Genomic DNA, 26,768 nt, shown 5'->3' on the forward strand with positions numbered 1-26,768 from the left:
CGCTCCCACAGTGGAATGCATTCCAAAGGTGGGAGCGAGCCTGCTCGCGAAGGGGCCATCAGCCTTGCGGCAAAACCATCAGGATTTAGGGGCTTTTTCGTACAGCGGCATGACTTTTGGAATCGCCGCCTGCAACGAAGCGATCCGGCTGGACGAGGCCGGGTGAGTGCTCATGAATTCCGGCGGTGCGCCTTCCGAGGCTTTGCTCATCTTGTTCCACAAGGTGATCGCGGCATTCGGGTTATAGCCGGCGCGCGCGGCCAGTTCGAGGCCAATCAGATCGGCTTCGTTTTCATTGGCGCGGCTGTTGGGCAAGGTCATGCCGTAGTTGGCCACGGTGTCGGCCAGCGCCAGGCTGTCCTGGCCCAGACCGAACAGCGCACCGGCACCCTGCTTGGCCATTTCAATGCCATAAGCCTTGGACATCGCTTCACGACCGTGCTCGCGCAGGGCGTGGGCGATTTCGTGGCCCATGACGGCGGCGATTTCATCGTCGGTCAGCTTCAGGCTGTCGATCAGCCCGGTGTAGAAAATGATCTTGCCGCCGGGGCCGCAGTTGGCGTTGAGCTCATCGCTCTTGATCAGATTGACTTCCCATTGCCACTGCGCGGCATCCGGGCGGAAATTCGGTGCCTGGGCGATCAGCCGGTTGGCAATCGCCTGAACCCGCTTGGCCTCCGGGCTGGTCTTGTCCAGCACGCCTTTGCTCGACGCCTCGCCGACGGTCTTCTGATAGGACTGGGCATACATCTGGTCGACCTCTTGCGAGGACAGCATGCTGAACATGTACTGCTTGCGCTCCACGCCCACGGCTCCGCCGCTGGTGGTGTTGACCGACTGACAACCGGCCAGCAACAACGCTGCGCTCAGTGCACTTACAACCAATGTCTTGTTCATTCAAAAGCTCCCTGAAAACCTGCCGCGTATCCTAGGGGGTGAATTGTATCGGCGCCAGATACAACAGACGTGTTGCAGCGTCTTTCGGAAATTTCCCACGACTGCTGTCGTAAAAAATTCACAGCAACCGCCCAGCCTGCTGCCGCTGCGTCGTGCACCGATCCATTTGCGACATCATCCGCCGAATGTTCCGCTCGCCACTCATGGCGCAATGCCTGCTGCCGATACAACAGCGCAGACGTCCTCTTGCGTGCGGAGCTCCCATGAAGTTCAAGTCGATCCAGTTTTCCGTCGCCGCCCTGGCCGGCGCCATCGTCCTCAGCGTGGTCGCCGCGCTGGTGCTGTACGCGCTGTTTTCCGGCGCCCGCACTCAAGACATGGTGCAACAGCGCACCCAGGTGCAGTTTGAGCAGGTCATCGAACAGCGCCTGACCTCGCTGGCGCAGACCCAGGTCAGCCAGATCCAGCGCGAACTCGAAGCGCCGCTGCTGATTGCCGGCGGACTGGTGCGGGTCAATGCGCTGCTCGGTACACCGGGCGCCGACGGCCAGCCGCGACTGAGCATCAGCCGCGAGCAATTGATCAGCCTGATCAAGGAAAACGTCGAGCAGAACCCGAAGATTCTCGGTACCTACATCGGTTGGGAAAAGAACGCACTGGATCACAATGACGCGGCCTACGTCGGCAGCGCCGTGATCGGTATCGACCCTGCCAACGGACGCTTCCTGCCGTGGTGGTTCCGCAATACCGACGGCAGTCTGGGCGTGGACAAACTGGCCGATGTCGACGATCAGAAAACCCTGTCCACCGGGGTACGCGCCAGTGAGTACTACCTCTGCTCCAAGGAGACGAAAAAGCCCTGCGTGATCGATCCGGCGCCGTACAAGGTCGGCGACAAGGTCGTGATGCTCGCCTCGTTCATTGAACCGATCATGCTCAACGGCGCATTCCAGGGCATCGTCGGCGCCGACCTGTCGGTGAACTTCATTCAGGACATGCTTCTCGCCGCCAACCAGAAGCTGTACAGCGGCGCCGGGCAAATGGCCCTGATCGGCGGCAACGGCCGGATCGTGGCCTACACCCAGGACCCGAGCAAATTCGGTGAAAAGGTCAGCGACATTCTCGACGCCGAACAAATTGCCAACATGGCCAATCTCAAACGCGGCGAAGTCACCTACTCCGTCAACAAGGACAAGGGCCGTATCGAGTTGTACCTGCCATTCGGCATCGGCCAGACCGACGCGCGCTGGACCCTGATGCTGCAACTGCCGCTGAATGCGGTAATGGCCGATCTGCAGAAACTTCAGGCTGACCTCGATGCCCAGCGCAAATCCGACACCTTCGGCATGGCCATGGTCGGTCTGATCATCGCCGGCATCGGCCTGCTGGTGATCTGGCTGGTGGGCCACGGCATCGCCCGCCCCCTGAAGCAGATGGTCGCCATGCTCGATGACATTGCCAAAGGTGAAGGCGATCTGACCCGCCGTCTGAGCAGTGATCGCAGCGATGAACTCGGCTCGATTGCCAAAGGCTTCAACACCTTCCTCGCCAAGTTGCAGGCGATGATCACGCAGGTGGTGACCTCGGTGCAGAGCGTCAGCGATTCCTCCGAACACACGGCCGACATCGCCATTCGCACCAACATCGGCATTCAGAAACAAATGGCCGAGATCGATCAGGTCGCCACTGCCGTGCAGGAAATGACCGCCACTGCGCAAGACGTGGCGCGCAACGCCACCCAGGCGGCGCAAGCCGCCAGCCATGCGGATCAGGCCGCTGGCCAGGGCATGCAGATCGTCCGTGATACCTCGAATTCGATTGGTGCGCTGGCGCTGGAAATCGGCAAAGCCGTGGGCGTGGTGCAGACCCTGGCCAAGGACAGTGAAAACATCAACGCGATCCTGACGGCCATTCGCGGGATCGCCGAGCAGACCAACCTGCTGGCGCTGAACGCCGCGATCGAAGCGGCGCGTGCCGGTGAACAGGGGCGCGGCTTTGCCGTGGTGGCGGACGAGGTGCGCAATCTGGCGCAGAAGACCCAGAAGGCCACCGAAGAAATCCAGAGCATGATCCAGCAACTGCAACAGGGCACCCGCGACGTGGTGCGGGTCATGGAGGACAGCCAGAACCGCACCGACGAAAGTGTGCAGCACGCGGCGAAAGCCGCCGAGGCGCTGGAGACGATTACTCAGGCGGTGTCGGTGATCAACGACATGAACACGCAGATCGCCAGTGCCGCTGAAGAGCAAAGCGCCGTCGCGGATGACATCAACCGCAATGTGATCAATATCGGTCAGGTAGCGAATGAAGTGGCGGGCGGTGCGGATGAGTCGAGTTCGGCGAGTGCCGGCCTGACCAAACTGGCAGAGCAGCAGCGGCGCTTGATCAATCAGTTCAAGGTTTAACAGCAAGGTCAAAAGATCGCAGCCTGCGGCAGCTCCTACAGGATCGATGCAGGAGCTGCCGCAGGCTGCGATCTTTTCGCTTTCACATCAACCCGGGGTCAGACACTCCGGTCCATTGAGCTTCGGATCATTCACCAGATTCGCCAGCACCCGCTCGCGCAATGCCGCCGGCTCACTGGCGAGCAAGCCCTGCAGCACATGCAGCGGCGTCGCAGGATCGAGCCAGGCCGCCTGCCCCGACTCATCGAGAATCAACGGTCGGCGCTGACTGGCCGCCGGCTGCGTGATGACGGCGGTGCTCAGCCACACCTGCTCCTGCACCGGATACGCCTCCCAGATCGCCGCGAAAAACAGCGATGAACCCTCACCCGGCGTCAGCCAGTACGGGCGCTTGCGCAGATTACCGCGCCATTCGTAGAAACCGTTGGCCGGCAGCAGGCAACGACGCAGGCGCAGCGCTTCACGGAACATCGGTTGTTCGGCGACGGTTTCCGCCCGGGCATGCGCCGGGGTCTTCGACAGATCGGTCAGCCACGGCGGCGTCAGCCCCCAACGGGCGCGGGCCAGCGTGCGTTGGCCGTCGGCCTCGGCGCGCAGCATCAACACCGAATCATTGGGAGAAATATTCCACTGCGCCTGCTGATCGGCGGGAAATCCGGGCAGGGCCGCGAAGTCGCGGTTCCAGCGAAACAGGGCATAACGTCCACACATGGGGCAACACGACTCAGCAATAAAACGAACGTCAGCCTAACAGACCAGCGTCCAGGGGAAGCTCTCCGGCTCATCGCCGGGCAGCGGCAGCGCGGCATTGTACGCGGTGATCAGCTCGCGGGCGTATTCGGCCTGATCGTTATCGACCGACAACCCCAGCAGGCCAAAAATCGGCAACTCCCCCGTGCCGCCGAGCAGATCCCGGCCCACCAGGTGCGCCTCGATGCCCTCGCTGGCGAGCATGCCCTTGAGCATCTCGCCTTCCATCAGGTTTTCCGGCTCGTAGATTCGCTGCATGGGCGCCCCTCATTCGTTTTCACTGAACACTTCCAGAAACCAGTCCTCGCCATGCACCTGCAAGACAAACGTAATCGGTCGACAACACACCTGACAGTCCTCGATGTAGGTCTGATCGCCGCCGGACAAGTCCACTGTCGTCTCTACCTCTTCACCACAATACGGACATTCATACAGTGCGCTTTCCAGCATCGCGGTCTCCCAGGTGACTTGTGCGTATAATCGCCGGTCTATTTGCAGGGCTATTTTTGTCTGGCTACTTTTTCAGACCGTGCCCCGTTGGTTTTCGATCAAAACCTTTACTTACCCTAGCCGTTTCCAACAAGAGAGCATGATGGGCGAATTCGATGCCATCCGACCTTACGACGACAGCGAAGTACCTGTGGTACTGGCAAGACTGCTCGGCGACAAGGCGTTTCTAGATATCCTCACCCACTTCCGCTTCCCGCGTTTTGCCGGTGCCTTCGGCTGGATGCTCAAACCACTTATAGCCCATCGGCTGCGTCGTGAGTTCGCCAGCGTGACCTCGGTGGCGACGTTGCAGGACAAGATCGAGTCCTACGTCGACCACACCATCGAGCGCGCCACCGACGGCGTGACCTACACGGGTGTCGAGCAATTCAAGTCCGGCAGCGCTTATCTGTTTATCGCCAACCACCGCGATATCGTGATGGACCCGGCCTTCGTCAACTATGCGGTGTACCACGCCGGCCTGCCGACGCCGCGCATCGCAATCGGCGACAACCTGCTGCAAAAGCCTTTTGTCAGCGATCTGATGCGCCTGAACAAGAGCTTCATCGTGCACCGTTCGATCACCGGGCGCCGCGAGAAGATGGCGGCGTATCAATTACTGTCAGCGTACATCAACCACTCGATCCGCAACGATTGCGCCTCGATCTGGATCGCGCAGGCCGAAGGCCGGGCCAAGGACGGCGACGACCGTACCGAGTCGGCGATCCTCAAGATGTTCCACATGAGCCGCAAGGACGAGCCGTTCGGCGAAGTGATCCAGTCGCTGAACCTGACTCCGGTGTCGATCAGTTACGAATACGACCCGTGCGACCAGGCCAAGGCCCGCGAGCTGTACATCCGCGCTACCACCGGCACCTACGCCAAGGCGCCGGGCGAGGATGACGTGAGCATTGCCAAGGGCATTACGGGCTACAAGGGCCGGGTGCACGTGAACTTCGCCGCGCCAATCACCGAGCTGTTCGAAGACACCAAGCAATTGGCGGTCGAGATGGACAAGCAGATTCTCGGCGGTTATCGCCTGTTCCCGGTGCATTACCTGGCATACGCGCAGTGGGCCGATGCCGATCCGCAACTGAACGTGCCGAAGGCTGCCGAGCTGTTCCCCGCCGACGAACTGGCCAAGGCGCAGGAAGAATGGCAGAGCCGTCTGGACGCCTGCCCTGAGGAGCACCGTCCGTATCTGGTGCTGCAATATGCGACGCCGGTGCGTAATCAGTACCGGGTGAAGGCCGGGTTACCGTTGTAACGGCAAGATCAAAAGATCGCAGCCTGCGGCAGCTCCTACAGGGGAATGATATACACCCTGTAGGAGCTGCCGCAGGCTGCGATCTTTTGCTTTCAGAAGCGCGTGCTGATCCAGGAGACGATCAGGGCCAGGCCGAGGCAGGCAAAACCGAAGCGGTAGAAAAAGCGGTTCATGCGCAAGGTCGCCCAATCCAGAATCGGTTCGGCATTCGGTTGAGCCTGGCGTTGCGCGGCGATGCTGGCCATGGCGCGTTGTTCACGACGGCGAGTCGCATGCAGCAGCCAACTGCCCGGGAAAGCCAGAGCCAACGCCAGCAGGTTGATCAATTTGGCGGGATGGGCGGTAAACAGCGTCATCAAGTGCAGCGACATCACAGACCTCGGAACTGAATCGGTGTGGCAGGCGCCCGATCGACGACTGCGGCGCGGATTCTACCGAAACACTCCGCCACCGCCCTACCCTTTGCGACAAATAACCTGACAATCGACCGATGGCTGCCCTGTGTCACGGCATCGTCATTTACATCGGCCACCATGCGCGCCTCGAAACACACATGGAACGCGACATGCTGCACGCCGAAAACCAGGATCGCCTGTACCTCATCACCCCGACCGACGAACAACAAAGCCTCGTCGGCAGCCTCGCCTTCAATGTTCAGGATCGCCACTGGCTGGTGTATTGCGCCCTCGGCGGGCATCAGCATGCGGATTTGCCGGAGACTGACCTGCTGACCGGAGTGAGCGTTCTCGACTTCTACTCCCAGGCCGCCTGAACACCATCGCCCCCCTGTAGGAGCTGCCGCAGGCTGCGATCTTTTGATGTTGTTTTAAAAATCAAAGTCAAAAGATCGCAGCCTTCGGCAGCTCCTACAGGGGATTAGCGTCTTCCTGCAGGCATGAAAAAGCCCGGCGCCATCACTGGCACCGGGCTTTTTCACATCAGCCGAACAGCTTACTCGGCGAGGATCTGACCCACGGTCGGGTCCTTGAACAGGCGAGTCAAGGCGTCGCTCAACACGTCGCTGACCAGCTTGGTGTTGGTTTCCTGGTTCGGCGCCATGCCGAAACGCTGGTCCAGCGAAGCACCGTAGCGGCCGCTGTAACGACGGTTGCCGCTCTGCACGTCGGAACGGAAGGTCGCGCCGATGGTGGCCTCGGTCACGTACATGCCTTCTTTCGGCGACTGGTACTTGAGCTCGGTCAGGGTCACAGTCAGTTGCGGCGCATTCATCGCGTTGCTGGTCGGGGTAAAGCCCAGCAGACGCACGGCGGCTTCAGCCTGGGCCTGCAACTTCGGCAGGATCTGCTCGCGCTGTACAGTAATGGCGCTGGTTTCCGGGTACAGGCCGCCACGGGTGCCGAGGGTTGGCGACGGACGACCGTCAACCACGCGCACCACCACTTGCTGGCCATGGCCGACCGGGGCCAACTGCGTGGTCAGCTTCGGTTCCGGGCTCAGTTGTTGCGGGCTGTGGGCGCAGCCAACCAGGGTCAAACTGGTCACAGTGATCAAACCGAACAACAGGCGTTGCAACATGCTCTTTTCTCCAGAATCAGGCACAAACAGGCCGGCAGTATAGCGGTGGGCCACTGCGGGTCACCAGCACTCGACGGTGAATACTCAAATGTCTGACCCAGCCGAGAGAATGCGGTTCCTGTCACAGATTATTCACCGCCCATACACCTTGGCGTCACGGCCGCCTGGCAAGCTTCAAACCAGTCCCCAACAAGGTACTTGCCATGCGTTATCTGATCTCGTTGTTCGCTCCACGTCCGCTGCACCGCAGCTTCGCCCTGCTGGATCGCAACGGCCACTGCCAGGCCTTCAAACAGTGCAGCCTCAAGCCAATGGGCGACGGCTGGGTGGAAATCGAAGAAATCCGCCTCAACTGGTTGCACCAGCCGCTGCCCGCCAGCGCCCGGGTCATCGAGCAACAGCCTCGCGCACGTGCCCAGGCGATGTTGAGCATCTGACCGGATGCCTAATAAAAGTCATTAAACTCGACCAACTGCCCGCATTTCTTCGATACAATCTCCCCCCGATTATAAGGACGTCTCCTGATCGGGCCCCGCAACACCGGCAATGCCCTGCATTCGCCATCAAAATCGCCCACAGAGAGCCGCCCACACAGATCGAGTGAAGTTGGCGCGCTTGCCTGTTCTTCCGGCAAAACCCCCGCTTTTCGCGAATCTGCAGAGCTGTCATACGCTCGGCCACCGCGTTGTTTTGCCTTTGCGGGCACGGTGCCAGGCCTGGACAGCCCTTTTTTGAGGTTCACGTCTTCAAAAGAGCGTGAAAAAAACGGGTTTTCACAACTTCACAAGAGTGTGGCGAGCAAATGAATAGTTTTGCGTCTGAACATGCACCATTAGCGTCTGTAACAGCCCAACGACACAGGACCGGGGAAACCTCGAACATCGGAGCCTGAAGCCTGTCCGCTACGGATTTGGTTGCACAAAACGGATGTCTCGACCATAAGTCGAATTGCCAGCCGCGTGCTGAAATGAGTTCATGCAACTCTTGAAGCCAGGCCGCATGCATCCGTCGAAGTTGCGAAAAATTGCGAAGATTCGGACATGACGAACCTGACCATGGGTTATCCGGGGCTTAACTGACCTGCCCCGCCACTCCCTGGCAGCCATGCCGACAATTTGGTGCTGCAGATTTTGGAGACGCGTTAAATGGCGCATAACGAAGCAGTCGACGTAGTTCTGGTTGGGGCCGGCATCATGAGTGCCACCCTGGCAGTACTGCTCAAAGAACTCGACCCGACGATCAAGCTGGAAGTCGTCGAGTTGATGGATTCCGGGGCCGCGGAGAGTTCCAACCCGTGGAACAACGCCGGTACCGGCCACGCCGGTCTGTGCGAGCTGAACTACACGCCGCAGGCCGCCGACGGCAGCGTCGACATCAAGAAAGCCGTGCACATCAACACCCAGTTCGAAGTGTCCAAGCAGTTCTGGTCGTACCTGACCAAAAAAGGCACCTTCGGCTCGTGCAAGTCCTTCATCAGCCCGGTGCCGCACCTGAGCTTCGTCCAGGGTGACAAAGGCGTGTCGTTCCTCAAGGAACGCTTCAACGTGCTGCACAAGCACCACGCCTTCGCCGACATGGAATACACCGAAGACAAGGCCAAGATGGCCGAGTGGATGCCGCTGATGATGCCGGGCCGTTCGCCGGACGAAGTCCTGGCCGCGACCCGCGTGATGAACGGCACCGACGTCAACTTCGGCGCCCTGACCAATCAGTTGCTCAAGCACCTGACCAGCGCACCGGACACCCAGGTCAAATACTGCAAGCGCGTGACCGGCCTCAAGCGTAACGGCGCCGGCTGGACCGTCAGCATCAAGGACGTCAACAGCGGCAACAGCCGTGAAGTCGATGCCAAATTCGTCTTCCTCGGCGCCGGTGGCGCGGCCCTGCCGCTGCTGCAGGCTTCGGGCATCGAGGAAAGCAAAGGCTTCGGCGGCTTCCCGATCAGTGGCCAGTGGCTGCGTTGCGATAACCCGGAAGTGGTCAAACACCACCAGGCCAAGGTCTACAGCCAGGCCGCGGTGGGTTCGCCACCCATGTCCGTGCCGCACCTGGACACCCGCGTGGTCGACGGCAAGAAATCCCTGCTGTTCGGGCCATACGCCGGTTTCACCACCAAGTTCCTCAAGCACGGCTCCTTCATGGACCTGCCACTGTCGGTTCGCGCCGGCAACATCGGGCCGATGCTGGCAGTGGCGAAAAACAACATGGACCTGACCAAGTACCTGGTCAGCGAAGTGATGCAATCGATGGAGCAGCGTCTGGACTCCCTGCGCCGCTTCTACCCGGAGGCGAAAGCCGAGGACTGGCGCCTGGAAGTGGCCGGCCAACGGGTACAGATCATCAAGAAAGACCCGAAAAAGGGCGGCATCCTGCAATTCGGTACCGAGCTGGTCGCGGCCAAGGACGGCTCCCTCGCCGCCCTGCTCGGCGCTTCGCCAGGCGCTTCGGTGACCGTTTCGATCATGCTCGAGCTGATCGAGAAATGCTTCCCGGCCAAGGCCAAGGGTGAGTGGGCAGCCAAACTGGCGGAAATCTTCCCGGCCCGTGAAAAGGTTCTGGAAACCGATGCTGCGCTGTATCGCAAGATCAACACGCAGAACAACATCGCCCTGGAACTGGTTGAAGAAAGCAGCGAGACCCCAAGCTTCGCTTGATCTTGCGGCATGAAAAACGCCCCGTACTCAGTGAGTGCGGGGCGTTTTTTATTGACCCTGAAAAGCAAAAGATCGCAGCCTGCGGCAGCTCCTACAGGGTAAACACAAATCCAGTGTAGGAGCTGCCGAAGGCTGCGATCTTTTGATCTTGTCTTTTGATCTTAACCGCGAGCCTTGTCGATCAGCTCGATGTACTCGGCCGCGTTACGCTGGTCCTTGATCAAATCAACAAACGTCTGACCGTGCTCGTCCTTGCCATCCACGTCATAACCGGCAGCCACGAAGAACGTCAGGAAACGCTCGAAATCGTCGATGCGCAGGCCACGGTAGGCCTTGATCAGTTTGTGCAGCGACGGCGAAGTGGCGTCGACCGGCTCAAAATCGAGGAACAGCTTGATCTGCTCATCGCCGATCTCGTCACCAATCACCTGTTTCTTATCTTTACGCATTGCCGACTCCAGCTCGCAGACATTACACGGGGCGGGCAGTTTACCCCTGCCCAGCCACAAGGCTCAACGCGCACGAACGGCCCCGGTGTGCAGATCGGCCCAGATGTGGCCGTTGGCGTAACTGAGGAACTGTACATACACGGTGTCGTTGCGCAGCAGATCGACCACCACCCGGTATTGGGCCAGCGGGTAGAACAGGGTCAGGGTCTTGCTCTTGTCGTCATAAACCGGTTTTTTCAGGCTTTTGCTTTCGCCATCGAAATTGACCAGCACCTGGGTGATGGTCGCGCCCTTGTTCAGCGACTTGCCCTTGAGGCGGATCATCAGCGGTGAGGTCACCGGAATCGGCTGCTGATTGGACTGGCGTTGCGCACCGATCACCACCGAATAATCGGTGACCTGCAGCAGTTGTTGCTGCTCGGGTTCGGCATCACGCAGGGTCAGGTCGTCCGGAGGTAGAAACTGACTGTGCATCGGCGCCGGGGCGGCGGCCAGAGGCAGGCTGAGGGTCAGCAACAGGGCGGCAAAGCTGCGGATCAGAAGGCTCATGACAGGCTCCGGGGGCGAGGCCGAGCACTCTAGCATGGGATTAAAAGCAAAAGATCGCAGCCTTCGGCAGCTCCTACAGGGTGTACATCAATCCCCCTGTAGGAGCCGCCGAAGGCTGCGATCTTTTGATCTTGCTTACATGCCTTTAACGGCAAAGATCCCGTTGGCGTTGCGCCAGTAGCCTTTGTAGTCCATGCCGTAACCGAAGATGTAGCGGTCAACGCACGGCAGGCCGACGAAGTCTGCCTTCAGGTCAGGACGCGCCTTGCGGTCGTGGTCCTTGTCGATCAGCACGGCGGTGTGCACTTTGCGCGCGCCGGCGTGTTTGCAGAAGTCGATGATCGCGCCCAGGGTGTGACCTTCGTCGAGGATGTCGTCGATGATCAGCACGTCGCGGTCGATGAACGAGACTTCCGGCTTGGCTTTCCAGAACAGGTCGCCCCCGCTGGTTTCGTTGCGATAACGAGTGGCGTGCAGGTAGGAGGCTTCCAGCGGGAACTGCAGATGAGTCAGCAGTTTGCCGGAGAAGATCAGGCCGCCGTTCATCACGCAGAACACCACCGGGTTGCTGTCGGCCAGTTGTTCGTTGATGTGTGCACCGACGCGGGCGATGGCGGCCTCGACTTCAGCTTCGGTGTACAGGCAGTCAGCCTCTCGCATGATTTGACGGATATGCTCGAGATCAGCGGACATGGCGCTCTCCAGGGGTGGCGGAATTGGAAAAGCGGGCAAAGGTACGCATCCCGCGAGGTCGAATCAAGCGTTAATGGACTAACGTACTCAATGTCCTATAGGACATCACCCTCGGATAGATTAATCTAGGCCGGTTTTTTTGCCCGCCGCCGGAGTTTTTCCATGCCCATCCTCGAGATCCGCCATCCGCTGATCCGCCATAAACTCGGCCTGATGCGCCGCGCTGACATCAGCACCAAGAATTTCCGTGAGCTTGCTCAGGAAGTCGGCGCCCTGTTGACCTATGAAGCTACCAAAGACCTGCCCCTGGAAACCTACGATATTCCAGGTTGGTGCGGCACCGTGTCGGTGGAGAAAATCGCCGGCAAGAAGATCACCGTCGTGCCGATCCTGCGCGCCGGCATCGGCATGCTCGAAGGCGTGCTGAGTCTGATCCCGGGCGCCAAGGTTTCCGCAGTGGGCGTCGCCCGCAACGAAGAAACCCTGCAAGCGCACACCTACCTGGAAAAACTGGTTCCGGAAATCGACGAACGGCTGGCGATGATCATCGACCCGATGCTCGCCACCGGCAGCTCCATGGTCGCGACCATCGACCTGCTGAAGAAAGCCGGCTGCAAGGACATCCGCGCAATGGTGCTGGTCGCCGCGCCGGAAGGCATTGCTGCCGTAGAAAAGGCTCACCCGGACGTGACCATCTACACCGCGTCCATCGATGAGCGCTTGAACGAGCACGGTTACATCATCCCTGGGCTTGGCGACGCCGGTGACAAGATCTTCGGCACCAAGCAGAAGGACGCGTAAACATGCAGCAAGAGTTCAACGATCCGCTCTGGCGCACGGTGCTGTCCGGTGCCCAGATGCTGTTCGTGGCTTTCGGCGCCCTGGTGCTGATGCCGCTGATCACGGGTCTTGACCCGAACGTGGCACTGTTTACCGCAGGTCTGGGGACGATCCTGTTCCAGATCGTCACCGGGCGTCAGGTGCCGGTGTTCCTCGCGTCGAGCTTTGCCTTCATCACTCCGATCATTCTCGCCAAGGGCCAGTTCGGCCTCGCCGCGACCATGGGCGGCGTGATGGCGGCCGGTTTCGTCTATACCTTCCTCGGCCTTGCCGTGAAGATCAAAGGCACCGGTTTCATTGACCGTCTGCTGCCACCGGTAGTGATTGGTCCGGTGATCATTTCCATCGGCCTGGCGATGGCGCCGATTGCCGCGAACATGGCAATGGGCAAGGCGGGTGACGGTTCCGAGCTGATCCATTACCAGACCGCGATGATGATCTCGATGCCGGCGCTGCTGACCACGTTGATCGTGGCGGTGTTCGGCAAAGGCATTTTCCGCCTGGTGCCGATCATTTCCGGGGTGCTGGTCGGTTTTGCCATGTCGTTCTATTTCGGCGTGGTCGATACCGCGAAGATTGCTGCCGCGCCATGGTTCGCCCTGCCGCACTTCACGGCACCCGAGTTCAACTGGCAGGCGATCCTGTTCATCGTTCCGGTGGCGCTGGCGCCGGCCATCGAGCACATCGGCGGCGTCATTGCCGTGGGCAGCGTGACCGGTCGTGACTACCTGAAGAAGCCGGGCCTGCATCGCACCTTGCTGGGTGACGGCATCGCCACCACGGCCGCCGGCCTGTTTGGCGGCCCACCGAACACCACCTATGCCGAAGTGACCGGCGCGGTGATGCTGACCAAGAACTACAACCCGAAAATCATGACCTGGGCGGCGATCTTCGCCATCACGCTGGCGTTCATCGGCAAGTTCGGCGCGCTGCTGCAAAGCATTCCAGTGCCGGTGATGGGCGGAATTCTGTGCCTGCTGTTCGGCTCGATTGCCGCAGTGGGGATGAACACCCTGATCCGTCACAAGATCGACCTCGGTGAGGCACGCAATCTGGTGATCGTCTCGGTGACCCTGGTGTTCGGCATCGGCGGTGTGCTGGTCGGCACCGGCACTGGCCCGGACGACTTCGGCCTCAAAGGCATCGCGTTGTGCGCGGTGGTGGCGATTGCGCTGAACCTGATCCTGCCGGGCAATGACAGCTGGAAGCACAAGAAGGCGGATGAGCCGCTGATCTAAGGCTTTAGATCTTTATTGTCTGACAGATAGCTTTCGCGAGCAGGCTCGCTCCCACATTGATCTTCGGTGCGCTGAAGATCCCCTGTGGGAGCGAGCCTGCTCGCGATGCTTTCAGAGGGCCAACGGCGCTCTTTCACACAGGATTGCCAACGCCTTCGCCCATTGCGGGTCGTCATTCAGGCACGGCACCAGCACCAGCTCCTCGCCCCCCGCCTCACGGAACTGTTCCTGGCCGCGATCCCCGATCTCTTCCAGCGTCTCGATGCAATCGGCGACAAACGCCGGGCACATCACCAGCATCTTTTTCACGCCGCTTTTCGCCAACTCATCCAGCCGCGCTTCAGTGTAGGGTTCGATCCACTTCGCCCGCCCCAGACGCGACTGAAACGACACCGACCATTTGCCATCGGCAATGCCCGCACGCCTGGCGAACTCGGCGGCGGTGCGTAGGCACTGGGCGCGGTAACAGGTGGCCAGTACAGCCGGCGAGGCATTCTTGCAGCAGTCTTCGTTTTTGAGGCAGTGATTGCCCGTCGGATCGAGCTTGGTCAGGTGCCGCTCTGGCAAGCCATGGAAGCTCAGCAGCAAGTGATCGTAATCCTGCTGCAAGTGCGGTTGGGCACTGGCGACCAGTGCATCGAGGTATTCCGGCTGATCGTAAAACGGTTGCAGCACCGACAGTTTCACGTCGAGTCTGTTCTCGCGAATCACCCGCTTGGCTTCTTCGATCACCGTGGTGGTGGTGCTGTCGGCGAACTGTGGATAAAGCGGCGCCAGCGTAATGCGCTTGTGCCCGGCGGCGACCAGTTGCAGCAATTTCGTTTCAATCGACGGCTCGCCGTAACGCATGGCCAGATCCACCGGGCCATGGGTCCACCGGGTGGTCATCTGCTGCTGCAGACGACGGCTGAGCACCACCAGCGGCGAGCCCTCCTCCCACCAGATCGACGCGTAGGCATGGGCCGATTGTTCGGGGCGCTTGATCAGGATCAGCGACACCAACAGCCGCCGCACCGGCCACGGCAGGTCGATCACGTACGGGTCCATCAGAAATTGATTGAGGTAGCTGCGTACATCGGCCACCGAAGTGGAGGCCGGGGAGCCCAGGTTGACCAGAAGCAAGGCGTGATCGGTCATGCATCGTCCTATTTCAAAGGCGGCCGGAGAGATCATCCAGAGCCGCGCGCAAATCCGTGAACTGGAAAGTGAAACCCGCTTCCAGCAAGCGTGCCGGCATGGCCCGTTGGCCACCCAGCAACAGCAAAGACATTTCGCCAAGCCCGACCTTCAGCGCCAGGGCCGGCATCGGCATGAACGCCGGACGATGCAGCACGCTGCCCAGCGTCTTGGCAAACTCGCGATTGCGCACCGGTTTCGGTGCGCAGGCATTATAAGGACCGCTCGCCTGATCGCGGTGCAGAAGAAAATCAATCAGGGCGATTTGATCATCAATATGAATCCATGGCATCCACTGCCGACCATTGCCCAAAGGCCCGCCCAGCCCAAGCTTGAACGGCAGCAACAGCCGCGATAAAAAGCCGCCCTCGGCTGATAGCACCAGCCCGGTTCGTACCAGCACCACGCGCACGCCCAACGCTTCGGCACGCTGCGCGGTTTCCTCCCAGGCAATGCACAACTGGCTGGCAAAATCGTCGATCACCGGCGGTGAATCCTCGGTCAGCTCGCGCTCACCGCCGTCACCGTACCAACCGACTGCAGAACCGGAAATCAACAACGCCGGTTTCTGTTGTCGTGTTTCCAGCCAGGCCAGCAGGGTTTCAGTCAGGGTGATGCGGCTGCTCCACAACAACGCTTTGCGCCGATGGGTCCATGGCCGATCCGCGATCGGTGCTCCAGCCAGATTGACGATTGCGTCCAGTGGCTCGTTGCCGAAGTCTTCGAGACGGGCAATACCACGCACCTGCGCACCGCAGATCTGCGCGACTTTCTCCGGACGCCGACTCCACACCGTCAGTTGATGGCCTTGCCTGGACCAATACTGACAGAGCTGACGTCCGATCAAACCAGTACCGCCGGTCAGCAATATGCGCATGACATCTTCCTCGCGTGGCGTTTTACCCGGATCACTAGTCTATTTTTATAAGCAGGGATCTTTTCTATCGGGCAGGCTCTATTGTTTAACCATAGGCCAAGCTGTCAGAACGAGAACGCTAGAAGTTATACCAAAAAACAAAATTGTACAGGTTTCATTGACGGCGTAGTCTGTACAGAAAGGTAAACGAGGCCCCTATGACTGTACCTATCGCAATCATCGGCACCGGCATCGCCGGACTCTCCGCCGCGCAAGCGCTGACAGAGGCCGGACACACCGTCCAGCTCTTCGACAAAAGCCGCGGCAGCGGCGGGCGCATGTCGAGCAAACGCAGCGACGCCGGTTCTCTGGACATGGGCGCGCAATATTTCACCGCCCGCGACCGGCGTTTCGTCACCGAGGTGCAGCGCTGGCAGAGCCAGGGCTGGGTCGCCGAATGGCAACCGCAGCTCTACACCTGTCAGGGCGGGCAATTGAATCTGTCGCCGGACGAGCAGACCCGTTGGGTCGGCACGCCGCGCATGAGCGCCATCACCCGCGGCTTGCTCAATGGCCTGGAAGTGCACTTTGCCTGCCGCATCACCGAGGTGTTTCGCGGCGAAGAACATTGGCATCTGCAGGACGCCGAAGGCTTCACCCATGGCCCCTTCAGCCACGTGGTGATCGCCACCCCGGCGCCGCAAGCCACCGCATTGCTGGCCGCCGCACCGAAACTCGCCGGCGCGGCCGCCGGGGTGAAAATGGACCCGACCTGGGCCGTCGCCCTCGCCTTCGATACGCCACTGGACACACCGATCGAAGGTTGCTTTGTGCAGGACAGCCCGCTCGACTGGCTGGCACGCAACCGCAGCAAACCGGGACGTGACACGACGTGCGACACCTGGGTGCTGCACGCCAGCAGCGCCTGGAGCCGGCAACACATCGACCTGCCCAAGGAAGCGGTGATCGAGCAACTGCACGGTGCCTTCGCCGAACTGCTGCACAGCGCCATGCCCGCGCCGACCTTCAGCCTCGCCCACCGCTGGCTCTACGCGCGCCCTGCGACCGGCCACGAATGGGGCACGCTGGCCGACGCCGATCTGGGCTTGTATGCCTGCGGCGACTGGTGCCTGTCGGGGCGCGTCGAGGGGGCCTGGCTCAGCGGCCAGGAAGCTGCACGCCGTTTGCACGAACACCTGCAATGAACCGCATCAATCCGCAAAAGCTGCTGCTCTCGAAGTGGACAGCAGCCCACCCGCAAAACCGTGAAAAGCATTTTCTGGTCACCGAGCTGTTCCGTGATGAGGAAGGTACGGTGCTGGAGATCGAGTTGCAGGCGGTGCTGACCAAGCGCGCCGAACGCCTCGGTTGGCAGACGCTTAAAGACAACACTCACTGGTTACCCGGCTGGAAATGATTTCCCGGTGGGAGCGTTAAACCTGAAAAACTTATACAAATGAGTTGACTTGTACACGCATGAATCTATGCTGAGGAAAAGTTGTACAGAAATAAATACCTGTACAGGAATAGATTCGAGGTGTGCATGTCCGATCTTTCTGCTTTGCGGCCCAAAATCGCCATCAGCGCCTGCCTGATGGGCGCCGAAGTGCGCTACAACGGCGGGCACAAGGAATCGCGGCTGTGCAGCCGCACCCTCGCCGAGCATTTCGAATTCGTCCCGGTTTGTCCTGAAGTCGCGATAGGACTGGGCATTCCTCGCGAGCCGATCCGCCTGGTCGGGGATCCGGACGCTCCTGAAGCGGTCGGCACCGTCAACCCGCAGATCAATGTCACCGAACCGCTGGCGGCCTACGGGCAGAAAATGGCCGGCGAGCTCAATGACATCTGCGGCTATATCTTCATGCAGCAGTCGCCTTCGTGCGGTCTGGAGCGGGTCAAGGTCTATCACGCCAACGGCGCGCCGGTGAACGGCGGTGGCCGTGGCATCTACGCTCAGGCGTTCTGTGCGCAGCACCCGGATCTGCCGGTAGAAGAAGCCGGACGCCTGAACGATCCGGTGCTGCGGGAAAACTTCATCACCCGCGTACTCGCCTACAGCGCCTGGCAACAAGTGCTCAAACAAGGCTTGAGCCGCCGCGCACTGACCGAATTCCACTCGCGCTACAAATACCTGTTGATGGCGCACAACCCTGAGCAATACAAAGCCTTGGGCAAATTGCTGGGCAACATGGCCCAGACCGATCCGGTCGAACTCGGCCCGCGCTATTTCAGCGAGCTGATGAGCGCGTTGAAGAAATGCGCGACCCGCCGCACCCACAGCAACGTCCTGCAGCACATCAGCGGCTATCTGAAACAGGCGATCAGCCCTGAAGACAAACAGGAAATGCAACATGTCATCGGCCAGTACCGTCACGGCATCGTGCCGCTGGTGGTGCCGCTGACCTTGCTCAAACATCATTTTCGCCAACACCCGGATCCGTACATCGCGCAACAGGTGTACCTGCAGCCGCATCCGGAAAACCTCAGCCTGCGAAACGCCATTTGATGAACGACACACTCGACAGCAGCGCCCGGGAAGACCTCGGTGCGGACTTCAAGAAAGCCCTCGACGAGGGCTGGCTACCCATCCGCGAAGTGGCGCGGCAGACCGGCGTCAACGCCATTACCCTGCGCGCCTGGGAGCGCCGTTACGGGTTGATCGTGCCGCAGCGCACGCCCAAGGGCCATCGCCTGTATTCCAGCGAACATGTGCAACGCATTCTGACCATTCTGACCTGGCTCAACCGAGGCGTGGCGGTCAGTCAGGTCAAACCGTTGCTCGACGCGCCGCAAGCTTTTACCGAGACGGTGGAGAACGACTGGCAACGACAGCGTCAGTCCTTGCTCGGCGCCGTCATCCAGCTCAATGAGCGCAATCTCGACGACAGCATCAACCAGGCCATGGCCCTGTACCCGCCACGCACGCTGTGCGAGCAATTACTCCTGCCGCTGCTGGCCGAACTCGAACAGCGCTGGCAAGGACAGTTCGGTGCGCAGATGGAACGTGTGTTCTTTTATTCGTGGTTGCGCAGCAAATTCGGCGCACGCATCTACCATAACAATCGGCAATTGCACGCTGCACCGCTGCTGCTGATCAATCACTCGGATCTGGCGCTGGAACCACACCTGTGGCTCTGCGCGTGGCTGATCAGCAGTGCCGACTGCCCGGTACAAGTGTTCGACTGGCCTCTTCCGGCCGGAGAACTGGCGCTGGCGGTCGATCATCTGCAAGCGCGAGGAGTGCTGCTGTATTCCAGCAAGGCAATGAACCTGGCGCAGTTGCCGAAACTGCTGAACGGCATCAGCGCGGCAAAAATGCTCGTCGGACCAACGGTATGCATCCACCAGACCGAGTTGTCCGTAAGAACCCTTGAGATCGCTGATTTGATCCTGGCCGAAGATTCGCTCTCGGCCCATCAGGTACTCGTTCAGCGTGGGCTGATTTAATGGAAACCGCGATGCAATTGATCTGGCTGCGCAGCGACTTGCGCCAACATGACAACACCGCCCTCGCGGCTGCCGCTGCGCGCGGCCCGACGGTTGCCGTGTATCTGTTGAGCCCGCAGCAATGGCTGGAACATGACGACGCGGCGTGCAAGATCGACTTCTGGTTGCGCAACCTGCGTGAATTGAGTGCCAGCCTTGGTGCGCTGAATATCCCGTTGCTACTGCGCACTGCCGACCATTGGGATCAGGCCCCGGCGGTGTTGCTTGAGCTTTGCCGGCAACTGAACGTGGAAACCGTGCACGTCAATGAAGAATACGGCGTCCACGAAAGCCAGCGCGACGCCGCCGTCGCTGCGGCCCTGAAAACCAGAGGCATCACTTTTCACAGCTACCTCGACCAACTGCTGTTCAGACCCGGCACGGTACTGACCAAAACCGAAACATACTTTCAGGTGTTCAGCCAATTCCGCAAGGTCTGCTATGAGCGCCTGCATCGCTCGGTACCAGCGTTGGTAAAAGCCCCCGGCAAGCAAGCGAAGCTGAATATCGACAGCGATCCGGTGCCGGCCTCAATCAAAGGTTTTGCAGCACCGAGCGAGTCATTGCGCGCCTTGTGGCCGGCTGGTGAGCAGGAAGCCCGGCGGCGTCTCGACACCTTCGCCGACGCGCAAATCGACTACTACCAGAGCGAACGCGACTTCCCGGCCAAACCCGGCACCAGTCAACTCTCAGCCTATTTGGCTGCCGGGGTGATTTCGCCGCGCCAATGCCTGCATGCGGCCCTGCAAAACAATCAGGGCGAGTTCGACAGCGGCAAGGTCGGCGCGGTGACGTGGATCAACGAGCTGCTGTGGCGTGAGTTCTACAAGCACATTCTGGTGGGTTATCCACGGGTGTCGCGTCACCGCGCGTTTCGCCTGGAAACCGAGGCCCTGGCCTGGCGTGATGCGCCGGACGATCTGGCCGCGTGGCAAGAAGCGCGCACCGGTTTGCCGATCATCGATGCGGCCATGCGCCAACTGCTGGAAACCGGCTGGATGCATAACCGCTTGCGGATGATTGTGGCGATGTTCCTGACCAAGAATCTGCTGATCGACTGGCGTGAAGGCGAGCGCTTTTTCATGCGCCACCTGATCGACGGCGATCTGGCGGCGAACAACGGTGGCTGGCAATGGAGCTCCTCGACCGGCACCGATTCGGCGCCGTACTTCCGCATCTTCAATCCGTTGAGCCAATCGGAAAAATTCGACAGCGAAGGCCTGTTCATCAAGCACTGGCTGCCTGAACTGGCTGGCCTGAACAAGAAGGAAGTACACAACCCGGCCAGCGCCGGCGGACTGTTCGGCGTGGCGGATTATCCGGCGCCGATCGTCAATCTGGGGGCCTCGCGCGAACGCGCGCTGGCGGCCTTCAAGAACCTGCCGGCGCGTTCGTCCATGGAAGATGCCCATGAGTGAATTCCTGCGCCGCTTCGCCCGTCAGTTCGCCGAGTTGAACAAGGACAACTTGCAACGCCTGAGCGACCTGTACAGCGAGGACATTCACTTCACCGATCCGCTGCATGAAGTGCAGGGGCTCAAGCAACTGCGCAACTACTTCAGCGAGCTCTACGCCAACGTCAGCGAATTGCGCTTCGACTTTCACGGTTTCGACCAGATCGCTGACGGTGAAGGTTACCTGCGCTGGGTCATGAGTTACCGCCACCCGCGCCTGGCCAGTGGTCAGTTGATTCGCGTCTCTGGGTGTTCACACCTGCTGTGGCGCGACAAGGTTTATCGCCACCGGGATTATTTCGATGCCGGGGCCATGCTGTATGAACATTTACCCGTATTGGGCCGGGTGATCGCCTGGCTGAAAAGGAGAATGGGATGAGTCGTACACCTCCACGGCGGTATTGGCTGACCGGTGCCAGCAGCGGCATCGGCGCAGCGCTGGCCGAAGAGATTCTGAAAAGTGGCGCGCATCTGGCGGTCAGCTCGCGTCAGGTGGCACCGCTCAAAGTGCTGTCGCAACGCTATCCGGGGCAAGTGCTGGTGGTGGCGGGCGATCTGACCAACAGTCAGACCGTGCGCGAAATCGGTCAGCAGATCGAACAGGCCTGGGGTTCACTGGACAGCGTGATTCTCAATGCCGGTACCTGCGAATACGTGGACGCCCGACAGTTCGATGCCTCGATCATCGAACACGTAGTGCGCACCAACCTGCTCGCCAGCAGTTACTGCATCGAAGCCGCCCTGCCGTTGCTGCGCAAAGGCACCGCGCCGCATCTGGTCGGGATGGCCAGCTCGGTCACCTACCTGCCGCTGCCCCGGGCCGAAGCCTATGGCGCATCGAAGGCCGGGCTGCGTTACCTGTTTGAATCGCTGCGTATCGACCTGGCGGTCGAGGGCATCGACGTCACGATCATCAGCCCGGGCTTTGTCGAAACGCCACTCACCGCAAAGAACGACTTCCCGATGCCGTTGAGCTGGCCTGTGGATAAAGCCGCGCGGCATATCTTCAGCCATCTCGATAACCGGCCTCTGGAAATCGCTTTTCCGGCACTGTTCATGGCGGCACTGTGGCCCCTGTCGAAACTGCCGGCGCGCCTGCAACTGGCGATCGGCAAGCGCATGGTGCGCAGCAACCCACCGCTGCGAGACCCGATATGAAGATTGCCATTGTCGGCAGCGGAATCGCCGGCCTGACCTGCGCCTACCTGCTCAATCGCCGACACGACGTCACGGTGTTCGAGGCCAGCGACTGGGTGGGCGGCCACACGCACACCGTGCAGGTAACCGTCGACGGCCGCGAATACCACGTAGACACCGGTTTCATCGTGTTCAACGACTGGACCTACCCGAATTTCATTCGTTTGCTCGGCCAGCTCGGGGTGTCGTTCAAACCGACCGAAATGAGCTTTTCGGTGACCGACCCGGATTCCGGTCTGGAATACAACGGCAACAACCTCAACAGCCTCTTCGCCCAGCGCAGCAACCTGCTGTCACCGGGGTTCTGGGGGATGTTGCGCGACATCCTGCGTTTCAATAAAGAAGCCCAGCGCGACCTCGCCGAACAGCGGATCGCCGCCGACACCACCCTCGACGATTACCTCAAGGCTGGCGGTTATGGTGAACGTTTCATCCTGCACTACATCGTGCCGATGGGCTCGGCGATCTGGTCGATGCCGATGGCCGAGATGCTCAATTTTCCGCTGCAATTCTTCGTGCGCTTCTTCAAGAACCATGGCCTGTTGTCAGTCAGTGATCGCCCGCAATGGCAAGTGATCGAGGGCGGTTCAAGTGCCTATATCGCGCCGCTGACGGCTGCATTCAAGGACAAGATCCGCCTCAGTTGCCCAGTGACCCGTATCGACCGCGACGAGCACGGCGTGGTTATCCACAGCCCGGCCGGCATCGAGCGTTTCGACAAGGTCGTGCTCGCCTGCCACAGCGATCAGGCCCTGCAACTGCTGGCCTCTCCCAGCCTTGATGAACGCTCGATCCTCGGCGCCCTGCCCTATGCCGATAACGAAGTCGTGCTGCATACCGATACCCGCTTGCTGCCCTCGCGCAAACTCGCGTGGGCCAGCTGGAACTATCGCTTGAGCGGCGCCGGCCATACACACGCGGCCGTCACTTACGACATGAACATCCTGCAGGGTATTCACAGCGAAACCACGTTCTGCGTCAGCCTCAATCAGAGCGCCGGCATCAGCCCGTTCAAAGTGCTGGCCAAATACACTTACGCCCACCCGCAATTCAGCCTCGCGGCGGTCGCGGCGCAGAACCGCTGGGCCGAAATCGACGGTCAGCAGCACACCCACTACTGCGGCGCTTACTGGGCCAACGGTTTTCATGAGGACGGCGTGGTCAGCGCATTACGCGTGGCCGCCGCGTTCGGGGAAAGCTTATGAACAGCGCCCTGTACAGCGGCTGGATCGGTCATCGACGCTTTGCACCCAGACGCCACGAATTCCGCTACCGGATCGGTCTGCTGTACCTCGATCTGGCCGAACAGGACGCCGTGTTCGAACTGTCGCCGTTTGCCAGCCGCAGCCGTTTTGCGCCGTTTTCATTTCGCGAAACCGATTACCTGAAAACCTTTACCGGCAGCGGCATGCGCCTGATCGACGCGGTGCGCCAGCAGGTCGCAACCGCCCTTGGCTACCAGCCGCAAGGTTCGGTCTGCCTGCTGACCCAGCCGCGCAGTTGGGGTCTGGCGTTCAATCCGGTGAGTTTCTTTTATTGTCACGAAGCCGACGGGCAACTGGCGGCGATTCTTTGCGAAGTGACCAACACGCCGTGGCGCGAACGTTATCACTACGTTTTGCCCGCCCGCACGCCGACCCACTTGCAAGACTTTCATCAGCATTTCGCCGTGGCCAAGGCCTTTCATGTTTCGCCGTTCCTGCCGCGCGATCTGGAGTACCGCATGAGTTTCAGCCCGGCCGCGCAAAACCTCGGCGTGCACATGGCCGACTGGCAGGGCGACCTCAAGCTGTTCGACGCCACGCTGAACTTGCAGCGCGAGCCCCTTGATCGCCGCAGCCTGCACCGCTACTTGCGGCGTTTTCCGTGGATGACCGCGAAAACCTGTCTGGCCATTTATTGGCAAGCCCTGCGCCTGTTGCTCAAACGCGCGCCGATTTTTGCTCATCAGGCTGCCGACGGCAGCTTCCAAATCGCCACTGTGCCTCCCAAGGAGCACCGCCATGAAATCCTCTAGCCTGACTGTCAGTCGCTTCAGCACCAACGGCTTGACCGGCTCGCTGCTGCGGCGCGGCGTATTGCGGCAACTGAGCCGACTCAAACACGGGCAGTTGTTGGTGGTCGAGGACGGCGAACGCCTGATGTTCGGTACGCCGGGCAGCCACCTGCTCGGTGAAATCCATGTGCAAGACGCGGCGGTGTGGGGCATGGTCGCCGGCAACGGCTCGATCGGTGCCGGCGAAGCGTTTATCCACGGTTACTGGAGTTCGCCGGACCTGACCGCGGTGGTGCGCGTGTTCGTCAGCAACCTCGACGTACTCGACGCCATGGAACGCGGCCTGGCTCGCCTCAGCCGGCCACTGGTGCAAGGCCTGCACTGGCTCAACCGCAACACGCGCAAGGGCTCGCAGAAAAACATCGCCGCGCACTATGACCTGGGCAACGATCTGTTCGAACAGTTTCTCGACCCGACCATGATGTATTCAGCCGCACAGTTCCTCACGCCCGAGGACAGCCTGGAACAGGCTCAACTGAACAAGCTGGAACGGATCTGCCAGAAGCTCGCGCTCCAACCCGAAGACCACCTGCTGGAGATCGGCACCGGCTGGGGCAGCATGGCGCTCTATGCTGCGCAGCATTACGGTTGCCGCGTCACCACCACGACCCTGTCGAAAGAGCAGTACGCGTTTACCGCCAAGCGCATTGAAGCCCTGGGGTTGCAGGATCGGGTGACGCTGCTGCTCAAGGATTACCGCGACCTCACCGGCGAGTACGACAAACTGGTGTCGATCGAAATGATCGAAGCGGTCGGCCATCGCTTCCTGCCGACCTACTTCAAACAATGCGCGCACTTGCTCAAGAGCAACGGCCTGATGCTGTTGCAGGCAATCACTATCCGCGAGCAGCGCTACGAACAGGCCAAGCGCGGCGTCGACTTCATCCAGCGCTACATCTTCCCCGGCGGCGCCCTGCCCTGCGTGCAAAAGATGCTTGAAGTGGTCAGCCGCGAGACCGACATGAACCTGTTGCACATGGAAGACTTCGGCCTGCACTACGCCCGTACCCTGCGCCTGTGGCACGAAAACTTCCGCCGCGCCCATGGCCGTTTGAGCGAATTGGGTTACGACGATTACTTCCTGCGGCTGTGGGAGTTTTACTTGTGCTACTGCGAAGGCGGGTTTCTGGAGCGCACCATCGGCACGGCGCAATTGCTGCTGGCGAAACCGGCGGCCATGCCGGCGCCGTTGCTCGGGCGCTTCGATGCTTGAGCGAGTGGCCAATGCTGTGCTGTTTCAGGTCGGCTGGCTGGCCTGTGTCATCGGCGGCAACAGTCTGTGGCTGCTGCTGGCGCTGGCGGTGCTGGTGATTCACCTGGGCTGGATCAGCAGTTGGGCGGCGGAAGGTCGCCTGATCCTCAGCGTGGTGATTGTCGGCACGGCGGTAGACAGCCTGTTGCGGGCTGCCGGGGTGTTCGAATTCCAGGATCTGTCGCCGCTGATTCCGCTGTGGCTGATGCTGCTCTGGGCCTTGCTCGCCACCACGTTGCGTCATTGCCTGCAATGGAGCGCCCGTCCCTGGTGGCTGGCCAGCGCACTCGGTGCAGTGGGCGGCGCCGTATCCTATTACGGCGGCGGACATCTGGCCGGCGTGCGATTCCCCTACGGTGAAGTGCCGACCCTGATCGGCATCGGCCTGCTGTGGGCCCTGCTGTTTCCGTTGTTGCATGCCATGGCGCGGCGCTTGAGCCACTGAGCGTCTGTCAGACCTTTCACACGATACCCGGCGGCTGCCTTACACTGCCCGGCATGAAAACCATTCCCCACCAGCAAATCACCGAGCCAGCGGTCACCTGTTCGACCTGCGCAGCGTGCTGCTGCCAGCTTGAAGTGATGCTGATCACCGACACCGGCGTGCCTGAGCGCTTTATCGATACCGATGAGTGGGGCGGTGAAGTCATGCTGCGTCTGGACGACGGTTGGTGCGCGGCGCTGGATCGCGACAGCATGATGTGCACGATTTACGAAAGACGTCCGCTGATCTGTCGCGAGTTCGAGATGGGTGCACCGGAGTGCATTGAAGAACGCAAAGGCATTGCCACGGCCTACCGTTGATTAGATGCAAAAAGATCGCAGCCTGCGGCAGCTCCTACAGGGGATTGGGTTTTCCTGTAGGAGCTGCCGCAGGCTGCGATCTTTTGATCTTGCTTACAGCGGCATCGTGTAATGCAGCGCGTAACTTTCTACACCGTCGTTGCTGCTGGCCAGGCCGGCGTTGGAATAGTGCGTCGCACGGATCCCGACTTCATGCCCGCCATTGAAGCGCAGGCCAAAACCGATGCGGTCTTCGAACTGCAAAGAGCCGCCGATGTTGTTGCTTTCATATTTGGTGTTGGAGAACGCTGCGACACCAATGCCCGCCTCAACATACGGCTTGACCGACTGACCGGCAAACTCGTAAACGAACACCGGCGAGAACGACAGGCTGTTGTTGCTGGAAGTCTTGTCACCCTCCCAATACGTGTAGGCACCGCTCCAGTAACCGGTCAGGCGACCGACGTCACTTTGCAGCCAGCTCTTGTCCCAATCGAAATTCATGCCCAGGCGATACGTCATTGTCGAATCGCTGGTCGCACCCACTGCAAACTCAACGCCTGCCGCTTGTGCGGTAATACTTTGCCCCATCAGTGCAGCCGCAATCGCGGCCAAGCAGAATAGTCGCTTCACTTTGAAACTTCCTTTTCCGGAACGATCGTTTGGTTTTTTAGTAAACCCAGCGGTATAGAAATCAGCGCTTGAGCAGAAGTTCAGCTGACTTTTTAGATATTTCACATT

General features: G+C 60.3%; 31 protein-coding genes and 1 pseudogene. 20 read left to right on the forward strand and 12 right to left on the reverse strand.

What is annotated here, in order from left to right; translation table 11 throughout:
* Window positions 1–78 precede the first annotated feature (78 nt).
* Window positions 79–897 (reverse strand): M48 family metallopeptidase, encoded by an 819-nt coding sequence (locus ACYZUM_RS21040; protein WP_025109318.1) that lies wholly within the window; start codon window positions 895–897, stop codon window positions 79–81.
* A gap of 1,352 nt (window positions 898–2,249) precedes the next feature.
* Between ACYZUM_RS21040 and ACYZUM_RS21045 the strand changes: the two are divergent.
* Together ACYZUM_RS21045 and ACYZUM_RS21050 are read left to right on the forward strand one after the other, a co-directional pair.
* A pseudogene (locus tag ACYZUM_RS21045) lies at window positions 2,250–2,447 on the forward strand (HAMP domain-containing protein); the annotation flags it as partial.
* A 111-nt stretch (window positions 2,448–2,558) separates the two neighbouring features.
* Window positions 2,559–3,302 carry a methyl-accepting chemotaxis protein gene (locus ACYZUM_RS21050; protein WP_371260437.1) on the forward strand — a complete coding sequence of 248 codons (744 nt, stop codon included), beginning with the start codon at window positions 2,559–2,561 and terminating at the stop codon, window positions 3,300–3,302.
* Window positions 3,303–3,389: 87 nt separating this feature from the next.
* On the opposite strand, the gene ACYZUM_RS21055 is transcribed toward ACYZUM_RS21050, so the two are convergent.
* From ACYZUM_RS21055 to ACYZUM_RS21065, 3 genes are read right to left on the reverse strand one after another with little or no spacing between them, the layout of a single operon-like run.
* Window positions 3,390–4,013 carry an SOS response-associated peptidase gene (locus tag ACYZUM_RS21055; protein WP_473061177.1) on the reverse strand — a complete coding sequence of 208 codons (624 nt, stop codon included), beginning with the start codon at window positions 4,011–4,013 and terminating at the stop codon, window positions 3,390–3,392.
* A gap of 36 nt (window positions 4,014–4,049) precedes the next feature.
* Window positions 4,050–4,310, reverse strand: a complete 261-nt coding sequence (locus ACYZUM_RS21060) for a putative signal transducing protein (protein WP_473061178.1) — start codon at window positions 4,308–4,310, stop codon at window positions 4,050–4,052.
* A 9-nt stretch (window positions 4,311–4,319) separates the two neighbouring features.
* Window positions 4,320–4,502 carry a CPXCG motif-containing cysteine-rich protein gene (locus tag ACYZUM_RS21065; protein ID WP_020799766.1) on the reverse strand — a complete coding sequence of 61 codons (183 nt, stop codon included), beginning with the start codon at window positions 4,500–4,502 and terminating at the stop codon, window positions 4,320–4,322.
* Between the two features lie 142 nt (window positions 4,503–4,644).
* Between ACYZUM_RS21065 and ACYZUM_RS21070 the strand changes: the two genes are divergently transcribed.
* Entirely contained in the window at window positions 4,645–5,808 is a 1,164-nt protein-coding gene (locus ACYZUM_RS21070) for a 1-acyl-sn-glycerol-3-phosphate acyltransferase (RefSeq protein ID WP_179294961.1), read from the forward strand.
* A gap of 92 nt (window positions 5,809–5,900) precedes the next feature.
* On the opposite strand, the gene ACYZUM_RS21075 is transcribed toward ACYZUM_RS21070, so the two are convergent.
* Window positions 5,901–6,179 (reverse strand): hypothetical protein, encoded by a 279-nt coding sequence (locus tag ACYZUM_RS21075; protein ID WP_007967709.1) that lies wholly within the window; start codon window positions 6,177–6,179, stop codon window positions 5,901–5,903.
* A gap of 194 nt (window positions 6,180–6,373) precedes the next feature.
* On the opposite strand from ACYZUM_RS21075, the gene ACYZUM_RS21080 reads away from it, so the two are divergent.
* The gene (locus ACYZUM_RS21080; protein ID WP_027612213.1) at window positions 6,374–6,580 is read left to right on the forward strand and encodes a hypothetical protein; all 207 of its coding nucleotides are present in this window, start codon (window positions 6,374–6,376) and stop codon (window positions 6,578–6,580) included.
* Window positions 6,581–6,759: 179 nt separating this feature from the next.
* On the opposite strand, the gene ACYZUM_RS21085 is transcribed toward ACYZUM_RS21080, so the two are convergent.
* The gene (locus tag ACYZUM_RS21085) at window positions 6,760–7,344 is read right to left on the reverse strand and encodes a YajG family lipoprotein (protein ID WP_025109324.1); all 585 of its coding nucleotides are present in this window, start codon (window positions 7,342–7,344) and stop codon (window positions 6,760–6,762) included.
* A 203-nt stretch (window positions 7,345–7,547) separates the two neighbouring features.
* Here ACYZUM_RS21085 and ACYZUM_RS21090 point away from each other — a divergent pair, with 203 nt between their 5' ends.
* Window positions 7,548–7,781 (forward strand): hypothetical protein, encoded by a 234-nt coding sequence (locus ACYZUM_RS21090; protein ID WP_041072422.1) that lies wholly within the window; start codon window positions 7,548–7,550, stop codon window positions 7,779–7,781.
* Between the two features lie 708 nt (window positions 7,782–8,489).
* Entirely contained in the window at window positions 8,490–9,998 is a 1,509-nt protein-coding gene (gene mqo, locus ACYZUM_RS21095) for a malate dehydrogenase (quinone) (protein WP_041072424.1), read from the forward strand.
* Window positions 9,999–10,159: 161 nt separating this feature from the next.
* Here the strand turns inward: mqo and ACYZUM_RS21100 are convergent, their stop codons facing one another.
* From ACYZUM_RS21100 to ACYZUM_RS21110, 3 genes are all read right to left on the reverse strand, one after another.
* Window positions 10,160–10,447 (reverse strand): PA4642 family protein, encoded by a 288-nt coding sequence (locus ACYZUM_RS21100; protein ID WP_222018409.1) that lies wholly within the window; start codon window positions 10,445–10,447, stop codon window positions 10,160–10,162.
* A gap of 63 nt (window positions 10,448–10,510) precedes the next feature.
* A complete protein-coding gene (locus ACYZUM_RS21105) occupies window positions 10,511–10,996 on the reverse strand; it encodes a hypothetical protein (RefSeq protein ID WP_473061179.1) in 486 nt (161 codons plus the stop codon).
* A gap of 135 nt (window positions 10,997–11,131) precedes the next feature.
* Window positions 11,132–11,689, reverse strand: coding sequence for a hypoxanthine-guanine phosphoribosyltransferase (locus ACYZUM_RS21110; protein WP_041072430.1), 558 nt, complete (start codon window positions 11,687–11,689; stop codon window positions 11,132–11,134).
* A gap of 162 nt (window positions 11,690–11,851) precedes the next feature.
* Here ACYZUM_RS21110 and upp point away from each other — a divergent pair, with 162 nt between their 5' ends.
* Entirely contained in the window at window positions 11,852–12,490 is a 639-nt protein-coding gene (gene upp, locus ACYZUM_RS21115; RefSeq protein ID WP_041072432.1) for a uracil phosphoribosyltransferase, read from the forward strand.
* A gap of 2 nt (window positions 12,491–12,492) precedes the next feature.
* Window positions 12,493–13,767 (forward strand): uracil-xanthine permease family protein, encoded by a 1,275-nt coding sequence (locus ACYZUM_RS21120; protein ID WP_007951684.1) that lies wholly within the window; start codon window positions 12,493–12,495, stop codon window positions 13,765–13,767.
* Between the two features lie 111 nt (window positions 13,768–13,878).
* On the opposite strand, the gene hemH is transcribed toward ACYZUM_RS21120, so the two are convergent.
* Entirely contained in the window at window positions 13,879–14,904 is a 1,026-nt protein-coding gene (gene hemH / locus ACYZUM_RS21125) for a ferrochelatase (protein WP_473061180.1), read from the reverse strand.
* Window positions 14,905–14,917: 13 nt separating this feature from the next.
* Entirely contained in the window at window positions 14,918–15,820 is a 903-nt protein-coding gene (locus ACYZUM_RS21130) for a TIGR01777 family oxidoreductase (protein ID WP_086791607.1), read from the reverse strand.
* A gap of 197 nt (window positions 15,821–16,017) precedes the next feature.
* Here ACYZUM_RS21130 and ACYZUM_RS21135 point away from each other — a divergent pair, with 197 nt between their 5' ends.
* The 12 genes from ACYZUM_RS21135 to ACYZUM_RS21190 all read left to right on the forward strand — a co-directional run bounded on the left by ACYZUM_RS21135 (window position 16,018) and on the right by ACYZUM_RS21190 (window position 26,048).
* Window positions 16,018–17,004, forward strand: coding sequence for an NAD(P)/FAD-dependent oxidoreductase (locus ACYZUM_RS21135; protein ID WP_047296478.1), 987 nt, complete (start codon window positions 16,018–16,020; stop codon window positions 17,002–17,004).
* On the forward strand, window positions 17,001–17,216 hold the full coding sequence (locus ACYZUM_RS21140) for a TIGR02450 family Trp-rich protein (RefSeq protein WP_473061181.1): 216 nt from the start codon (window positions 17,001–17,003) through the stop codon (window positions 17,214–17,216). Before ACYZUM_RS21135 ends, ACYZUM_RS21140 begins: the two co-directional genes overlap by 4 nt.
* 126 nt (window positions 17,217–17,342) lie before the next feature.
* Complete coding sequence (locus ACYZUM_RS21145; protein WP_041072444.1) at window positions 17,343–18,305, forward strand: YbgA family protein; 963 nt, start codon at window positions 17,343–17,345, stop codon at window positions 18,303–18,305.
* A complete protein-coding gene (locus tag ACYZUM_RS21150; protein WP_041072446.1) occupies window positions 18,305–19,246 on the forward strand; it encodes a MerR family transcriptional regulator in 942 nt (313 codons plus the stop codon). The genes ACYZUM_RS21145 and ACYZUM_RS21150 overlap by 1 nt, the downstream gene beginning before the upstream one ends.
* An 11-nt stretch (window positions 19,247–19,257) precedes the next feature.
* Window positions 19,258–20,703 (forward strand): deoxyribodipyrimidine photo-lyase, encoded by a 1,446-nt coding sequence (gene phrB, locus ACYZUM_RS21155; RefSeq protein ID WP_473061182.1) that lies wholly within the window; start codon window positions 19,258–19,260, stop codon window positions 20,701–20,703.
* Window positions 20,696–21,118 (forward strand): nuclear transport factor 2 family protein, encoded by a 423-nt coding sequence (locus ACYZUM_RS21160; RefSeq protein ID WP_108183773.1) that lies wholly within the window; start codon window positions 20,696–20,698, stop codon window positions 21,116–21,118. Before phrB ends, ACYZUM_RS21160 begins: the two co-directional genes overlap by 8 nt.
* On the forward strand, window positions 21,115–21,897 hold the full coding sequence (locus ACYZUM_RS21165) for an SDR family NAD(P)-dependent oxidoreductase (RefSeq protein WP_108183774.1): 783 nt from the start codon (window positions 21,115–21,117) through the stop codon (window positions 21,895–21,897). Before ACYZUM_RS21160 ends, ACYZUM_RS21165 begins: the two co-directional genes overlap by 4 nt.
* Complete coding sequence (locus ACYZUM_RS21170; protein ID WP_108183775.1) at window positions 21,894–23,141, forward strand: NAD(P)/FAD-dependent oxidoreductase; 1,248 nt, start codon at window positions 21,894–21,896, stop codon at window positions 23,139–23,141. Before ACYZUM_RS21165 ends, ACYZUM_RS21170 begins: the two co-directional genes overlap by 4 nt.
* Window positions 23,138–23,953 carry a DUF1365 domain-containing protein gene (locus tag ACYZUM_RS21175; RefSeq protein WP_108183776.1) on the forward strand — a complete coding sequence of 272 codons (816 nt, stop codon included), beginning with the start codon at window positions 23,138–23,140 and terminating at the stop codon, window positions 23,951–23,953. The genes ACYZUM_RS21170 and ACYZUM_RS21175 overlap by 4 nt, the downstream gene beginning before the upstream one ends.
* Entirely contained in the window at window positions 23,940–25,205 is a 1,266-nt protein-coding gene (locus ACYZUM_RS21180) for an SAM-dependent methyltransferase (protein WP_047296494.1), read from the forward strand. Before ACYZUM_RS21175 ends, ACYZUM_RS21180 begins: the two co-directional genes overlap by 14 nt.
* On the forward strand, window positions 25,198–25,689 hold the full coding sequence (locus ACYZUM_RS21185) for a DUF2878 domain-containing protein (RefSeq protein ID WP_086791601.1): 492 nt from the start codon (window positions 25,198–25,200) through the stop codon (window positions 25,687–25,689). The genes ACYZUM_RS21180 and ACYZUM_RS21185 overlap by 8 nt, the downstream gene beginning before the upstream one ends.
* A 53-nt stretch (window positions 25,690–25,742) precedes the next feature.
* Window positions 25,743–26,048, forward strand: coding sequence for a YkgJ family cysteine cluster protein (locus ACYZUM_RS21190; protein WP_041072462.1), 306 nt, complete (start codon window positions 25,743–25,745; stop codon window positions 26,046–26,048).
* A gap of 93 nt (window positions 26,049–26,141) precedes the next feature.
* Here ACYZUM_RS21190 and ACYZUM_RS21195 read toward each other — a convergent pair whose 3' ends face one another.
* Entirely contained in the window at window positions 26,142–26,660 is a 519-nt protein-coding gene (locus ACYZUM_RS21195; protein ID WP_047296500.1) for an acyloxyacyl hydrolase, read from the reverse strand.
* Between the last annotated feature and the right edge of the window lie 108 nt (window positions 26,661–26,768).

This window comes from Pseudomonas sp. m6p (genome assembly GCF_055760375.1).

Bases quoted from the DNA above. Each gene is read 5' to 3' on its own strand.
- ACYZUM_RS21130 (WP_086791607.1), bottom strand. From the start codon at position 15,820: ATGCGCATATTGCTGACCGGCGGTACTGGTTTGATCGGACGTCAGCTC.
- ACYZUM_RS21090 (WP_041072422.1), top strand. From the start codon at position 7,548: ATGCGTTATCTGATCTCGTTGTTCGCTCCACGTCCGCTGCACCGCAGC.
- ACYZUM_RS21070 (WP_179294961.1), top strand. From the start codon at position 4,645: ATGGGCGAATTCGATGCCATCCGACCTTACGACGACAGCGAAGTACCT.
- upp (WP_041072432.1), top strand. From the start codon at position 11,852: ATGCCCATCCTCGAGATCCGCCATCCGCTGATCCGCCATAAACTCGGC.
- ACYZUM_RS21055 (WP_473061177.1), bottom strand. From the start codon at position 4,013: ATGTGTGGACGTTATGCCCTGTTTCGCTGGAACCGCGACTTCGCGGCC.
- mqo (WP_041072424.1), top strand. From the start codon at position 8,490: ATGGCGCATAACGAAGCAGTCGACGTAGTTCTGGTTGGGGCCGGCATC.
- ACYZUM_RS21140 (WP_473061181.1), top strand. From the start codon at position 17,001: ATGAACCGCATCAATCCGCAAAAGCTGCTGCTCTCGAAGTGGACAGCA.
- ACYZUM_RS21100 (WP_222018409.1), bottom strand. From the start codon at position 10,447: ATGCGTAAAGATAAGAAACAGGTGATTGGTGACGAGATCGGCGATGAG.
- ACYZUM_RS21080 (WP_027612213.1), top strand. From the start codon at position 6,374: ATGCTGCACGCCGAAAACCAGGATCGCCTGTACCTCATCACCCCGACC.
- ACYZUM_RS21120 (WP_007951684.1), top strand. From the start codon at position 12,493: ATGCAGCAAGAGTTCAACGATCCGCTCTGGCGCACGGTGCTGTCCGGT.
- ACYZUM_RS21190 (WP_041072462.1), top strand. From the start codon at position 25,743: ATGAAAACCATTCCCCACCAGCAAATCACCGAGCCAGCGGTCACCTGT.
- ACYZUM_RS21185 (WP_086791601.1), top strand. From the start codon at position 25,198: ATGCTTGAGCGAGTGGCCAATGCTGTGCTGTTTCAGGTCGGCTGGCTG.
- ACYZUM_RS21040 (WP_025109318.1), bottom strand. From the start codon at position 897: ATGAACAAGACATTGGTTGTAAGTGCACTGAGCGCAGCGTTGTTGCTG.
- phrB (WP_473061182.1), top strand. From the start codon at position 19,258: ATGCAATTGATCTGGCTGCGCAGCGACTTGCGCCAACATGACAACACC.
- ACYZUM_RS21050 (WP_371260437.1), top strand. From the start codon at position 2,559: ATGGCCGAGATCGATCAGGTCGCCACTGCCGTGCAGGAAATGACCGCC.
- ACYZUM_RS21160 (WP_108183773.1), top strand. From the start codon at position 20,696: ATGAGTGAATTCCTGCGCCGCTTCGCCCGTCAGTTCGCCGAGTTGAAC.
- ACYZUM_RS21085 (WP_025109324.1), bottom strand. From the start codon at position 7,344: ATGTTGCAACGCCTGTTGTTCGGTTTGATCACTGTGACCAGTTTGACC.
- ACYZUM_RS21075 (WP_007967709.1), bottom strand. From the start codon at position 6,179: ATGTCGCTGCACTTGATGACGCTGTTTACCGCCCATCCCGCCAAATTG.
- ACYZUM_RS21175 (WP_108183776.1), top strand. From the start codon at position 23,138: ATGAACAGCGCCCTGTACAGCGGCTGGATCGGTCATCGACGCTTTGCA.
- ACYZUM_RS21105 (WP_473061179.1), bottom strand. From the start codon at position 10,996: ATGAGCCTTCTGATCCGCAGCTTTGCCGCCCTGTTGCTGACCCTCAGC.
- ACYZUM_RS21165 (WP_108183774.1), top strand. From the start codon at position 21,115: ATGAGTCGTACACCTCCACGGCGGTATTGGCTGACCGGTGCCAGCAGC.
- ACYZUM_RS21180 (WP_047296494.1), top strand. From the start codon at position 23,940: ATGAAATCCTCTAGCCTGACTGTCAGTCGCTTCAGCACCAACGGCTTG.
- ACYZUM_RS21065 (WP_020799766.1), bottom strand. From the start codon at position 4,502: ATGCTGGAAAGCGCACTGTATGAATGTCCGTATTGTGGTGAAGAGGTA.
- ACYZUM_RS21135 (WP_047296478.1), top strand. From the start codon at position 16,018: ATGACTGTACCTATCGCAATCATCGGCACCGGCATCGCCGGACTCTCC.
- hemH (WP_473061180.1), bottom strand. From the start codon at position 14,904: ATGACCGATCACGCCTTGCTTCTGGTCAACCTGGGCTCCCCGGCCTCC.
- ACYZUM_RS21110 (WP_041072430.1), bottom strand. From the start codon at position 11,689: ATGTCCGCTGATCTCGAGCATATCCGTCAAATCATGCGAGAGGCTGAC.
- ACYZUM_RS21145 (WP_041072444.1), top strand. From the start codon at position 17,343: ATGTCCGATCTTTCTGCTTTGCGGCCCAAAATCGCCATCAGCGCCTGC.
- ACYZUM_RS21150 (WP_041072446.1), top strand. From the start codon at position 18,305: ATGAACGACACACTCGACAGCAGCGCCCGGGAAGACCTCGGTGCGGAC.
- ACYZUM_RS21060 (WP_473061178.1), bottom strand. From the start codon at position 4,310: ATGCAGCGAATCTACGAGCCGGAAAACCTGATGGAAGGCGAGATGCTC.
- ACYZUM_RS21170 (WP_108183775.1), top strand. From the start codon at position 21,894: ATGAAGATTGCCATTGTCGGCAGCGGAATCGCCGGCCTGACCTGCGCC.